General features: G+C 66.7%; 14 protein-coding genes. 3 read left to right on the top strand and 11 right to left on the bottom strand.

Annotated elements, in window-relative coordinates:
• Positions 1-4: 4 nt before the first annotated feature.
• Genes AC07UK_RS27025 through phaZc form a run of 3 tightly spaced genes read right to left on the bottom strand, consistent with a single transcriptional unit; the run spans position 5 to position 3537 of the window.
• Entirely contained in the window at positions 5-2233 is a 2229-nt protein-coding gene (locus AC07UK_RS27025) for a RelA/SpoT family protein (RefSeq protein WP_436221321.1), read from the bottom strand.
• 15 nt (positions 2234-2248) lie between these two features.
• Positions 2249-2611 (bottom strand): RidA family protein, encoded by a 363-nt coding sequence (locus AC07UK_RS27030; protein ID WP_010813105.1) that lies wholly within the window; start codon positions 2609-2611, stop codon positions 2249-2251.
• A gap of 44 nt (positions 2612-2655) precedes the next feature.
• On the bottom strand, positions 2656-3537 hold the full coding sequence (phaZc, locus tag AC07UK_RS27035; protein WP_436221320.1) for a 3-hydroxybutyrate-oligomer hydrolase PhaZc: 882 nt from the start codon (positions 3535-3537) through the stop codon (positions 2656-2658).
• A gap of 217 nt (positions 3538-3754) precedes the next feature.
• On the opposite strand from phaZc, the gene AC07UK_RS27040 reads away from it, so the two are divergent.
• Entirely contained in the window at positions 3755-4531 is a 777-nt protein-coding gene (locus AC07UK_RS27040) for a 3-hydroxybutyrate dehydrogenase (RefSeq protein WP_436221319.1), read from the top strand.
• 10 nt (positions 4532-4541) lie between these two features.
• Positions 4542-5024 (top strand): DUF411 domain-containing protein, encoded by a 483-nt coding sequence (locus AC07UK_RS27045; RefSeq protein WP_436221318.1) that lies wholly within the window; start codon positions 4542-4544, stop codon positions 5022-5024.
• A 35-nt stretch (positions 5025-5059) separates the two neighbouring features.
• Here the strand turns inward: AC07UK_RS27045 and AC07UK_RS27050 are convergent, their stop codons facing one another.
• From AC07UK_RS27050 to AC07UK_RS27060, 3 genes are all read right to left on the bottom strand, one after another.
• Positions 5060-5443: a putative zinc-binding protein gene (locus tag AC07UK_RS27050; protein WP_436221317.1), complete on the bottom strand. Its 384-nt coding sequence runs from the start codon at positions 5441-5443 to the stop codon at positions 5060-5062.
• Positions 5444-5668: 225 nt separating this feature from the next.
• On the bottom strand, positions 5669-6307 hold the full coding sequence (locus AC07UK_RS27055) for a CoA transferase subunit B (protein ID WP_013956320.1): 639 nt from the start codon (positions 6305-6307) through the stop codon (positions 5669-5671).
• An 11-nt stretch (positions 6308-6318) separates the two neighbouring features.
• Positions 6319-7020, bottom strand: a complete 702-nt coding sequence (locus AC07UK_RS27060) for a CoA transferase subunit A (protein ID WP_010813110.1) — start codon at positions 7018-7020, stop codon at positions 6319-6321.
• A gap of 182 nt (positions 7021-7202) precedes the next feature.
• Here AC07UK_RS27060 and AC07UK_RS27065 point away from each other — a divergent pair, with 182 nt between their 5' ends.
• Positions 7203-7748 (top strand): LuxR C-terminal-related transcriptional regulator, encoded by a 546-nt coding sequence (locus AC07UK_RS27065; protein WP_436221316.1) that lies wholly within the window; start codon positions 7203-7205, stop codon positions 7746-7748.
• A 15-nt stretch (positions 7749-7763) separates the two neighbouring features.
• On the opposite strand, the gene AC07UK_RS27070 is transcribed toward AC07UK_RS27065, so the two are convergent.
• The 5 genes from AC07UK_RS27070 to AC07UK_RS27090 form a co-directional block, all read right to left on the bottom strand.
• Positions 7764-8165: an acyl-CoA thioesterase gene (locus AC07UK_RS27070; RefSeq protein ID WP_494686827.1), complete on the bottom strand. Its 402-nt coding sequence runs from the start codon at positions 8163-8165 to the stop codon at positions 7764-7766.
• A gap of 52 nt (positions 8166-8217) precedes the next feature.
• Complete coding sequence (locus AC07UK_RS27075) at positions 8218-9246, bottom strand: DctP family TRAP transporter solute-binding subunit (protein ID WP_436221315.1); 1029 nt, start codon at positions 9244-9246, stop codon at positions 8218-8220.
• A gap of 49 nt (positions 9247-9295) precedes the next feature.
• Positions 9296-10600 carry a TRAP transporter large permease gene (locus AC07UK_RS27080; RefSeq protein WP_436221314.1) on the bottom strand — a complete coding sequence of 435 codons (1305 nt, stop codon included), beginning with the start codon at positions 10598-10600 and terminating at the stop codon, positions 9296-9298.
• Positions 10597-11199 (bottom strand): TRAP transporter small permease, encoded by a 603-nt coding sequence (locus AC07UK_RS27085; RefSeq protein ID WP_436221313.1) that lies wholly within the window; start codon positions 11197-11199, stop codon positions 10597-10599. Before AC07UK_RS27085 ends, AC07UK_RS27080 begins: the two co-directional genes overlap by 4 nt.
• A gap of 267 nt (positions 11200-11466) precedes the next feature.
• The gene (locus AC07UK_RS27090) at positions 11467-12252 is read right to left on the bottom strand and encodes an SDR family oxidoreductase (RefSeq protein ID WP_018310306.1); all 786 of its coding nucleotides are present in this window, start codon (positions 12250-12252) and stop codon (positions 11467-11469) included.
• Positions 12253-12371 lie beyond the last annotated feature (119 nt).

A 12371-nucleotide genomic window follows, 5' to 3' on the forward strand; every position in this document is an offset into this window, starting at 1 on the left:
AGCATCACTTTCTTTTCGCCTGCAACACCCCCTGGACGTCTTCGATCAACTGCAGCGCGCGCTGCAGCTGCGTGGCCTCGGACACTTCGGCAGTGAACTGCATGCGCGCCACGCCCTTGCTGGAGAGCGTCTTCACGCCGGTGACGTTGATCTTCTCGCGCGACAGCACTTCGGAGATATCGCGCAGCAGCCCCTGGCGATCGATCGCCTCGACATGGATATCGACCGGGTAGACCGCGGCGTGGCTCTTCTGGCCCCACTCGGTCTGGATCACCCGCTCCGGCGCGCGCCCGGCCAGTTGCTGGAAGGTGTGGCAGCTGCGCCGATGGATCGACACCCCGCGCCCGCGCGTGACAAAGCCGACGATGTCGTCCGGCGGCGCCGGCTTGCAGCAGCGCGACATCTGCGTCATGAGCGAATCCACCCCCACCACCAGCACGCCGCTCTTGGCGCCGCGCGCCACGCTGGTGGCACGGCTTTTCTTGGTGACAGCGTCTTCCTCGCTCAGCGGCGCCTGGATCTCGCCCTCCGGGTGTCGCAGCGCGTGCTCCACGTGGCGCAGGCTGAACTCATCCTTGGCCACTGCCGCAAACAGGTCCTCCGGCATCTTGAAGCCCAGCCGCGTGGCCAGGTCTTCCAGCTTGACCGCGGTCTTGCCTTCGCGCTGCAGGGTCTTGTCGATCAGCACGCGGCCCTGGGCGATGGTCTCCTGCGAATCGAGCGCATTGAACCAGGCCCGCACCTTGGCCCGCGCGCGGCTGCTGGCCAGGTAGCCCAGGTCCGCGTTGAGCCAGTCGCGCGACGGTCCGCCCTGCTTGACCGCGATGATCTCCACGGTCTGGCCGTTCTTCAGCGGCGTGTTCAGCGGCACCATGGTGCCGTCCACGCGCGCGCCGCGGCAGCGGTGGCCGAGATCGCTGTGCAGGTAGTAGGCAAAGTCCACCGCGGTGGCGCCCTGCGGCAGCGCCACCACGCGCGCCTGCGGCGTCAGCACGTAGATGTGGTCGTCGATCGCGGCGTGCTTGATCTGCTCCCACGATTCATCGTGCGCCACGCTGTGGTCGGCATCGTCCTTCCACGCCAGCAGCTGGCGCAGCCAGGCAATCTTCTCGTCATAGCGCTCGCTGGCGGAAAACTGCCCGGCATAGCCGCGGCTGCCCGCTTCCTTGTAGCGCCAGTGCGCGGCCACGCCGTATTCCGCGAAGTGGTGCATCTCGTGGGTGCGGATCTGCACCTCGAAGGCGCGCCCGTCATCACCGATCACCACCGTATGCAGCGACTTGTAGCCGTTGGCCTTGGGCCGCGAGATGTAGTCGTCGAACTCGCGCGGGATCGGCTGCCAGATATGGTGGACGATACCCAGCACCGTGTAGCAGTCCTTGATATCGTCGACGATCACGCGGAAGGCGCGCACATCGTACAGGTCGGCAAAATCCAGCTCCTTACCGCGCATCTTCTTCCAGATGCTGTAGATATGCTTGGGCCGCCCGCTGACCTCGGCAGGGATGCCGGCGGTCGCCAGCTCGGACTGCAGCCGTTCGATGGCGCTGGCGATATAGCCTTCGCGCTCGATGCGCTTTTCATCCAGCAGCTTGGCGATGCGCTTGTAGGTATCGGGCTGCTCGAAGCGGAACGCCAGGTCCTCCAGCTCCCACTTCATCTGCCAGATACCGAGGCGGTTGGCCAGCGGCGCGTAGATGTCCAGCGTTTCGCGCGCCACGCCGGGCTGCGGCGCCTGCTTGGTCTCGGCCATCCAGCGCAGGGTCTGCAGCCGCGAGGCCAGGCGCACCAGCACCACCCGGATGTCCTGAGCAAACGCCAGCAGCATCTTGCGCAGCGCCTCGACCTGTTCGTGGCGCGCCTGCGCTTCGTTCTTGGACGGCGCGGCCGGCTCGGCCTCGGGGCGGCTGCCGGCGATGGCACCGATGCGCAGCAGCTGCCGCACACCGTCGACCAGCCGCGCCACCTCGTCGCCAAAGCGCGGCGCGATCTCGGCCTCGGTGCCGGGCACGAAGGCCACCAGCCCGAACAGGCAGGCGGCGGCGCGCGCGGCGTCGTCGACGCGCAGGCCGTCGAGGATGCGCAGCATGCCCTGCGCGTGCCCCAGCACGGTCTCGCCGGTGGGCAGCGCTACCTCGGCACCATGCTCGCGCACGTAGGCCAGTGCGCGTTCGACCAGTTCGGCATCCGGAATGCCCGCGACCCGACCGGTCAGGTCGGTGGACGTCACCATGTCACAACGCCTGCATCAGTTGAGCGCAGCGGTCACCACCACTTCGATCAGGTAATCGGGATTGGCCAGGCGGGCTTCGACGGTGGCGCGCGGGGGCGTGTTGCCTTGCGGCACCCAGGCGTCCCAGACCTCGTTCATCTCGCCGATCTGGTCGACATTGGTCAGGAAGATCTGGCACGACAGGATGCGGGTCTTGTCGCTGCCGGCCTCGGCCAGCAGGCGGTCGATATGGCCGAGGACCTCGCGCGTCTGGCCGCGGATATCGGCCTTGGGATCGACCTCGGGCACCTGACCGGCGAGATACACCACACCGTTATAGACCGCGTATTCGGACAACCGCTTGCCCACGTGGGCGCGCTTCAGTTCAAGGTTACTCATGACAATGCGTTGACTGATAAAAACAAGGCCGGCATGCGATGCCATCAGGCCCCGGTAAAAAACTGCCGGGCGATCGCAATCTGCGCCGGATCGACAAAGGTCGGGGCATGGCCCACGTCGGGCACTTCCACCGAGCTCACATGCTTGCCGCGCGCCACCATTTCGGCCACGGTCTCGCGCAGCAGCAGGTCCGACTGCGCGCCGCGCACCACCAGCACCGGGCCTTCGATGGCCTCGAAGCTGCGCCACAGCGCGGCCTCGCCGGCGGTAATGGCCTCGGGCGTGGATTTGCGGAACGGCACCGCCAGCTGCGGATCGTAATGCAAGCCCCATTCCAGGCCATCCGTGCCCTGCACCGGTTTCAGGATGGCGGCGTTGAGCTCGCGCCACTGCTCGGGCGTATGGCGCCCGAACGATGCGCTGATGGTCTGCAGGTAGGCCAGGCCTTCCTCGAAGGTCTTGAAGCGCACCGGCAGCCCCAGGTAGGCGCCGATCCGCTCCACCGCCGAGGGCGCCAGCTTCGGGCCCACGTCGTTGAGCAGCAGCTTGCGCACCGGCGACTTCGGCAGCCCGGCAAGGCCCATGCCGATCAGCCCGCCCATCGAGGTGCCGAACCAATCCACTTTCTCCACATTGAGCCGCGCAATCAGCGTGACCATGTCCGCGACGTACTGCGGCACCACGTAGCCGTTGGCATCGGCCAGCCATTCCGAGCGGCCGCGCCCGGCCACATCGGGGCAGACCACGCGGTAGTCGCCGCACAGCGCGCTGGCAACGGTGTCGAAGTCGCGGCCGGTGCGCGTCAGCCCATGCGCGCACACCAGCACGCGCGGATTGGCGGGGTCGCCCCACTCGTGGTAGGCCATGCGGTGCAGGCCCGCCGGACTGATGCACTGGACAAAACCGAGACGCGGACTGGCAGACATCTGGACTCCCTGGCGAACCGGACCGCGGACCGCAAAAAGACGGTGCTGCCGGAGGTTGAGCAAAGCTGGATTGTACGCCGCAGCGGGTACAATGCCACAGCACACTGTCTGCGCCACCGCACGCGCCGCCAAGCCGGTGCGCTGCTGCGCCAGACCCCGCGGTCCGGCCATCCCGGTCCGCCTTTCCTGTGGAATCTCTCTTTCGACGGAGGCTTACATGCTCAACGGCAAGACCGCACTTGTGACTGGCTCGACCAGCGGCATCGGACTCGGCATTGCAAAGGCGCTGGCTGCGCAGGGCGCCAATATCATCGTCAACGGCTTTGGTGATGTGGACGCCGCAAAGAGCGAGATCGCGCAGGCTGGCCAGGGCATCAAGGTCGGCTACCACGGCGCCGACATGAGCAAGGCGGCCGAGATCGAAGACATGATGCGCTACGCGCAGTCCGACTTCGGCGGCGCCGACATCCTGGTCAACAACGCCGGCATCCAGCACGTGGCCGCCATCGAGGATTTCCCGCCCGAGCGCTGGGACGCGATCATCGCCATCAACCTGACCTCGGCCTTCCACACCACGCGCCTGGCGCTGCCCGGCATGAAGCAGAAGGACTGGGGCCGCATCATCAATGTTGCCTCCACCCACGGGCTGGTGGCCTCGGCGCAGAAGTCCGCCTACGTGGCCTCCAAGCACGGCATCGTCGGCTTCACCAAGGTGACCGCGCTGGAAACCGCACAGACCGGTGTCACCGCCAACGCGATCTGCCCGGGCTGGGTGCTCACGCCACTGGTGCAGAAGCAGGTCGAAGCCCGCGCGCAGAAGGAAGGCATTCCGGTGGAGCAGGCCAAGCGCGAGCTGGTGCTGGAGAAGCAGCCCTCGGGCCAGTTCGTGACGCCCGATGAGCTAGGCGCGCTGGCCGTGTTCCTGTCGTCCGAAGCGGCCCGCCAGGTCCGCGGCGCGATCTGGAACATGGACGGCGGCTGGGTGGCGCAGTAAGGAGCAAGCGATGCAACGACGCAGTTTCCTGCGCGCGCTGGTGCTGGGCGCGGTCTCGGCCGGGGCGCTGGCACCGGTGGCCGGCGCGCTGGCGCAAGCCGCCAGGCCGCTTGCCATCGACGTCTACAAGAGCCCGCTGTGCGGCTGCTGCGAGGATTGGGTCAAGCACCTGCGCAGCAACGGCTTCACCGTGTCGGTGCATGATGTCGAGGACACCGGCGTGTACCGCAAGCGCTTCGGCATGCCGGAACGCTTTGGCTCCTGCCACACCGGGTATGTCGGCGGCTACGCCATCGAGGGCCATGTGCCGGCGGCGGATATCCGCAAGCTGCTGGCCGCAAAGCCCAGGGCCGTCGGGCTGGCCGTGCCGGGCATGCCGGTCGGCTCGCCCGGCATGGAACAGGGCCCGCGCAAGGACCCGTTCGACGTGCTGATCGTAAAAGCGGACGGCGCCGCTTCGGTGTTCGCAAGCTACAACAAGCAGGCCGGCTGACCTGCCGCACCGGGCGTGCCACGGCGCGCCCGGCTTCAGCCTGCGGCTGCCAGGCTCGTCAGTGCCGCCTCTACCTCTCCCCAGATCGCTTGTTCCTCGGCCTCGGTGCATGCGCCGTGCTGCCGCTTGGTCGCGCCGAGCCGGTTCAGCACCAGGTGCCGGTCCGCCGCCACGCCCGCGCTGGCCAGGCAGGCCTTGACACAGGCCAACGGGCAGCCGTCCAGCGCCAGGATCGGCCGCCCCGAGCGCGCCACCCGCGTCAGCGCCGGCACGCCGCCACCCACGCCGCTGATGCAGGACATTTCCGCACGGCCGCTGCGGTCGAGCCGCACCGCGCAGGCATTGGCCAGTTGCGCCACGCTGGAGCAGCCGGAGCAGGCGTAGACCAGTGGCAAGGATTGGTTCGGGGAAGCCGGCATGACGCACCTTCCGTGAGGGTTCGACCGCGACAGGGTCTGCGCCTTGCCGGAGAGCAGCCAGCATAGTGCGCAGCGATGCTGCCGGGCTATTCGCCGGAAGAGCTAGGGAGTGCAGCCGGCTGGCGTAGCCCGGCCGGGGAGTTCCAAGGCGGAGCGACCTGACAAAAAAGCCCCTGCGGCGCATCGCACCGCAGGGGCCCTGTCAGGCTTCGGAGCTCAGCCCGCTTACAGCAGCGGCGCGCCCGTCTTGGCCTGGATTTCCTCGCGGCTGACGCCCGGAGCGGTTTCCACCAGCTTCAGGCCGGCCTCGGTCACGTCGATCACGCCCAGGTCGGTGATGATGCGGTTGACCACCCCAACACCCGTCAGCGGCAGGTTGCAGTCCTTCAGGATCTTGATGTCCTCGGTGCCGTCCTTCTTCTTGGCGGTGTGTTCCATCAGCACCACCACGCGGCCGACGCCGGCCACCAGGTCCATCGCGCCGCCCATGCCCTTGACCATCTTGCCCGGGATCATCCAGTTGGCCAGGTCGCCCTTCTCGCTGACCTGCATTGCACCCAGGATGGCCAGGTTGATGTGGCCGCCGCGGATCATCCCGAACGAGTCCGCCGAAGAAAAGATCGACGAGCCCGGCAGCGTCGTCACGGTCTGCTTGCCGGCGTTGATCATGTCGGCGTCGACTTCGTCCTCGGTCGGGAACGGGCCGATGCCCAGCAGGCCGTTTTCGGACTGCAGCCACACTTCCATGCCTTCCGGCACCCAGTTGGCCACCAGCGTCGGCAGGCCGATGCCCAGGTTGACGTAGAAACCGTCCTGCAGCTCGGTCGCGGCGCGCGCGGCCATTTCGTCACGTGTCCATGCCATGATGGGTCTCCTCAGCTGGCCGCGCGCACGGTGCGCTGCTCGATGCGTTTCTCGGGGGTGGTGTTCAGCACCAGGCGCTTCACGAAGATGCCGGCCAGGTGGATTTCATCCGGGTCCAGTTCGCCGGTCTCGACGATATGCTCGACCTCGGCGATGGTGACCTTGCCCGCCATCGCGCACATCGGGTTGAAGTTGCGCGCGGTACGGCGGAACACCAGGTTGCCGGCCTTGTCGGCCTTGTATGCCTTGACCAGCGCGACGTCGGCGGTCAGCGAACGCTCCATCACGTACTGCTGGCCGTCGAATTCGCGGATTTCCTTGCCTTCGGCGACGATGGTGCCGACACCGGTCTTGGTGAAGAAGGCCGGGATGCCCGAGCCGCCGGCGCGCAGCTTCTCGGCCAGCGTGCCTTGCGGCGTGAATTCCAGCTCCAGTTCGCCCGCCAGGTACTGGCGCTCGAACTCCTTGTTCTCGCCCACGTAGGACGAGATCATCTTCCTGATCTGGCGCGTGGCCAGCAGCAGGCCCAGGCCGAAGCCATCGACGCCGGCGTTGTTGGAGATGCAGGTCAGCTGCTTGGCGCCGCTGTCGCGCAGCGCGGCAATCAGCGCCTCGGGGATGCCGCACAGGCCGAAACCGCCAACGGCGATCGTCTGGCCGTCGCGGACGACGCCTGCAAGCGCTTCTGCGGCGCTGGCGTAGACCTTGTTCATGCTTCGCTCCTTCCTCGGTAGTTCCCTGTCGCTCTTCCCGCCACCGGGTTGTGCGGCGGGCGACGCAGGGAAATTGTAACGGTACAATCGGCAACAGGCGGGCGACAGTCGCCGCAACTCGTCCGACCGACAGCATACGCAAGCGCAGCCGGCTACGCCATTACGTAAAAATACATAAGCAGATGCCCGCAATCGACTACCAGACCGCCTTCCAGCTCGCCCCCGTGGGCCTGGTGCTGTCACGCGAACGCGTGATCGAGGACTGCAACGAGGAGGTCTGCCGCATTTTCGGCACCACGCGCGAGGCGCTGCTGGGCCAGTCCTTCCAGGTGCTTTACCCCACCGCCGACGAATTCGAGCGCACCGGCGCGCGCATCGTGCCAATCATGGGCAAGCGCGGCATGTACTCGGACGAGCGCATCATGAAGCGCGCCGGCGGGGAATTGTTCTGGTGCCATGTCACCGGGCGCGCGCTGGACCGCACGCAACCGCTGGGCGCCGGGATCTGGACCTTCGAGGACCTGTCGCAGAAGCGCCAGGTCACGGCCGAGCTGACCGCGCGCGAACGCGAGATCGCGGCGCAACTGGTGGAGGGGAAGACCAGCAAGCAGATCGGCAAGCTGCTGGCGATCAGCCCGCGCACGGTGGACATCTACCGGGCGCGGCTGATGAAGAAGTACGGGGCCAGTACCTCGGTGGACCTGGTGCAGCGGCTGGTCAACCATTGAGCCCTGTGGCGGGCGTCAGCCCTCGATGATCGCGCGGATCTCGGCCGGCACCGGCACCGACTTCTCCTGCGTGTAATCGCACCACACCACCTTGGCCCCGCCCTCGGCCCAGACCACGTCGGGCAGGTCGGTGCGGCGGATTTCCATGCGGGTCTCGAAGCTGGTGCGGCCGAACTGGCCGGCGTAGACGCGGCACTCGATGTCGCCCGGATAGCGCAGCTGCTTCAGGAAGGTCATATGCGCATTGATGATGACCGGCCCCTGCCCGCCCGCATCCTTGCCGCCGCGGCCCAGCGACGCGAACCACTCGATGCGCGCCTGCTCCAGGTACTGGAAATAGACGGTGTTGTTGACATGGCCCATGGCATCCATGTCGCCCCAGCGGATCGGCATGACCACCGTATAGACGTGCTTCATCACAGTCTCCAAAGGAACAGGCCCGCCAATACTGGCGGGCCCTCTGCGTGGCTTAGCGCTTGGCGATCGCGCCTTCGGCCTTGGTCACCAGGTCGGTGCCGATCTGCTTCTTCCACTTGTCGTAGACCTTGGCGGTGGCCTTGCGGAAGACGTCATGCTCGGCCGGCGTCAGGTGCGTGACCTTGACGCCGTGCGCCTCCATGTCCTTCCATGCCGGCGCGCCGGCCTCGGCCAGGCCCTTGCGGGCCAGCGCGATTTCCTGCTTGCCGGCGTCGATGGCGGCCTGCCTGACGATCTCGCGGTCGGCCGGGGTCCAGCTTTCCCAGATCTGCTTGTTGACCACGAAGATCAGCGGGTCAGCCACGTAGCCCCAGGTCGTGACGAACTTCTGGCCGACCGTGTACAGCTTGGCGGCGGCGAACACCGACTGCGGGTTCTCCTGCCCGTCGACCGCGCCCGAGGCCATCGCCGGCTGCGCGTCCGCCCAGCTCATCTGGGTCGGGTTGGCGCCCAGCGCGTTGAAGGTCTCGATGTACAGCGGCGAACCGACCACGCGCAGCTTCATGCCCTTGAGGTCTTCCGGCTTGCGGATTTCGCGCTTGGAGTTGGACACTTCGCGGAAGCCGTTCTCGCCCCAGGCCAGCGGCACCACGCCGGCCTTTTCCAGTGTGGTGAAGAGCGACTTGCCGACTTCGCCCTGCGTGAGCGCGTCCAGCGCCTTGTAGTCGGGCATCAGGAACGGCAGCGAGAACAGGTTCAGTTCCCTGACCTGCGGCGACCAGTTGATGGTCGAGCCCACCGCCATGTCGATCACGCCCTGGCGGATCGCCGAGAATTCGCGGGTCTGATCGCCGGCCACCAGCGAGGTGCCCGGGTACAGCTTGATATTGATGCGGCCGTTGGTGCGCTGCTTGACCAGGTCGGCCCAGATCTCGCCGCCCTTGCCCCACGGGAAGGCCGGGCCGAGCACCAGCGACATCTTGTACTCGGACTTGTAGGTCTGGGCCATTGCGCCGGCGGGGGCGAAGGCGGAAGCGGCAATGGCGGCAGCCGTTGCGAGCATCAGGGCACGACGTTTCATTTCATCTCCTCTCGGGAAAGCGTCAATTCTTGTTTGTGAATGCGGAACATCAGTAGCCGAGGTACTCAGGCAGCCAGGTCGCCAGCGGCGGATAGGCCAGCACCATCAGCATGGCGATAAACATCGCCAGCAGCATCCAGATCACCCAGGGCACGGTCTCTTCCATGCGCACGCGGGCAATCCGGCACGACACCATCAGGTTCACGGCCAGCGGCGGCGTGAACTGGCCCAGCGCCACCTTCAGCGTCAGCACCACGCCGAACCATACCGGGTTCCAGTGGAAGGCATTGGAGATCGGCAGCAGCAGCGGCACGAAGATCAGGAAGATCGAGATGCCGTCCAGGAACATGCCCACCGTCATCAGCAGCAGCACGATCAGCGCCAGCACGCCGTACTCGCCCAGCCCGGAGGTGGCGATGGCATGCGCCAGCGGGTCGATCACGCCGAGTGTCGACAGCGCATAGGCAAAGATGCCGGCCAGCGCCACCACCAGCAGGATCACCGCCGAGGTCTCGGCCGCCTCCTGGAAGATGGTGAACAGGTCGCGCATGCCGATGCTGCGGTACACCACCATGCCGACAAAGAGACCGTAGACTACGGCCACCACGGCGGCCTCGGTCGGCGTGAACCAGCCGGCGCGCATACCGCCGAGGATCAGGAACGGCGCCACCAGGCCCCAGGCGGCCTCGCGCAGGCTCTTCCAGAACGGCGGGCGCGGCAACCCGGCCTCGATCGCGCCCATATTGTGCTTGCGCGCCAGCCACACCGCCGGAACGATCAGTGCGACGCCGGCCAGGATGCCCGGAATCATGCCGGCCGCGAACAGCGCCGGTACCGACGCGCCGGGCACCAGCACGCTGTAGATGATGAACGCCACCGACGGCGGGATCAGGATGTCGGTCGCTGCCGCCGCGCCGACCACCGCGGCGCTGTACGAGCCGGGATAGCCCGCGCGCGACATCGCCGCGATCATCACTCCGCCCACCGCGGCCGCGTTGGCCGGACCGGAACCGGAGATGCCGCCCAGGAACATCGCCACCAGGATCGCCACCAGCGGCAGCATGCCCGGGCCACGGCCGACGATGGCGATGGCAAAGGTCACCAGCCGCTGCGCCACGCCGGAGCGGTCGAAGATCGAGCCGACCAGCACGAACATCGGGATCGCCAGCAGCGGATACTTGGCCAGCCCCGCGTAGAAGTTCTGCGGCACGGCCAGCAGGCCGAACATCTGGGTATCGAGATTGGACAGGCCGATGGCAACCAGGCCGCCCAGGCCCAGCGACACGCCGATGGGCACGCCCAGCAGCATCAGGCCGATAAAGACCACGAACAGGATGATGGCAACGAGAGTCATGGCGCCTGCTCCAGCGTGCCTGCCCTGGCGGCATGCAGCGCCTTGAGCGCGCGCACGTTGCGCAGCACCAGCCCCAGCGCGCGCAGCGCGATGCCGGCCGACAGCACCGGCAGCCAGATCGAGTACCACCAGCTCGGCACGCCGATGCCCGGCGAGGTCTCGCCAAAGGTGTATTCGTCCCACGTGATGCGCGCCCCCAGCACTGCCAGCGCGATGAACATCACCGCCACGGCCAGCGCCGACAGGATCGCCAGGCGCCGCTGCCGGGCCGCGCTGCCACGCTCGAAGAAGAATTCGATGCGGATATTGCGGTCGCGCGCCACCGCGGCGCTGCCGGCGACCAGCGCCAGCACGATCATCAGGAAGACCGAAAACTCCTCGGTCCAGGCAAACGATTCGTCGGTGAAATAGCGGACCACCACGTTGGCGAAGGTGATGCCGACCAGCAGCACCATCACGATCACGCCAATCCAGTCCTCGATGCGGGGCGATACCCGGAATTCAGCGTCCTGCGCTTCGTCGGCGGCCTGCGGGATCACCGCGGAATCGACGACGTGTTGCGGCACGGCGTTGCGCCGTGCCTCTTCTTGTTGCTCCATCTCCCCGGCCTCCGGTCCGGGCCGCTCGGGCCATGCGGCCGCCGCGGCGTTTTTCTATTTGTATGTAAAGACTTAATCTGCAGACATGGCGGATTATGCCAAGACTGGCCCATCACGCACGAATTTTCTGATTGTTGATGTGTGCTGACGACGGCGCACCCAAGGGGACCGGATAAGCCCTGGGTGTGCAATCTGGCCATCCCGCGGCACTTTTGGCGCACAGCCGGGATGCAGGGGGCCTTGCGCCCCCGGTCAGCGATCAGGCGGTCAGACCATGCCGTCGTCGGCGGTAATGACAGCCCCGTTGATGAATTGCGACTGATCGGATGCCAGCAGCAGCAACAGGCCGTCGAGATCCTCCGGCTTGCCCAGGCGCTTGCGCGGCAGCATCTGGATCAGTTTCTGCCCGGCGTCCGAGTCCCAATGGTGGTGATTGATATCGGTGTCGATATAGCCCGGGCAGATGGCATTGGTATTGATGCCGTGGCGCGCCCATTCCAGCGCCATGGCCTTGGTCATGTGCACCACGGCCGCCTTGCTCATGCAATAGACGCCGATCTGCGACAGCACCTTGAGCCCGGCCACCGAGGCGATATTGACGATGCGCGCCTGCGGCAGCGGACTGCCGTTGCGCTCGGCGCCCTTGGCGCGCGCGATCATGCGCTTGGCCACTTCCTGGGCGACGAAGAAGGCACCGCGGGTATTGGTGTCGAAGACGAAATCGAAGTCATCGGCGGTCACATCGGTCAGCTTCTGCGTGGTCGACACGCCGGAGTTGTTGACCAGGATGTCGATGGAACCGGCCTCGGTTTCGGCGTGTGCCACCGCGGCGCGGATGCTGTCCGGGTCGGTGACGTCCAGGCGCACCACATGGGCGCTGCCGCCCTCGGCCTCGATCGCCGCGCGCAGTTCCTTGAGCCGCTCGGTTCGGCGCGAGGCCAGCACCACCTTGGCGCCGGCGGCGGCCAGCACCGTGGCGAAACGCGAGCCCAGCCCGCTTGAAGCGCCGGTGACCAGCGCGACCTTGCCTTCCAGATTGATCGACAAACCCATGATTACCTCTTGTGCGGGAGCTCCTCCGGCCTATGCGGGAGCAGAAGGCAGCATATCAAAAAAAAGAACGACCGTTCCAAAAAAATCCTTGCCTGTGGGTGGCGAGTCCCGGACAATGC

It is taken from the genome of Cupriavidus sp. GW821-FHT07C08 (assembly GCF_059419025.1).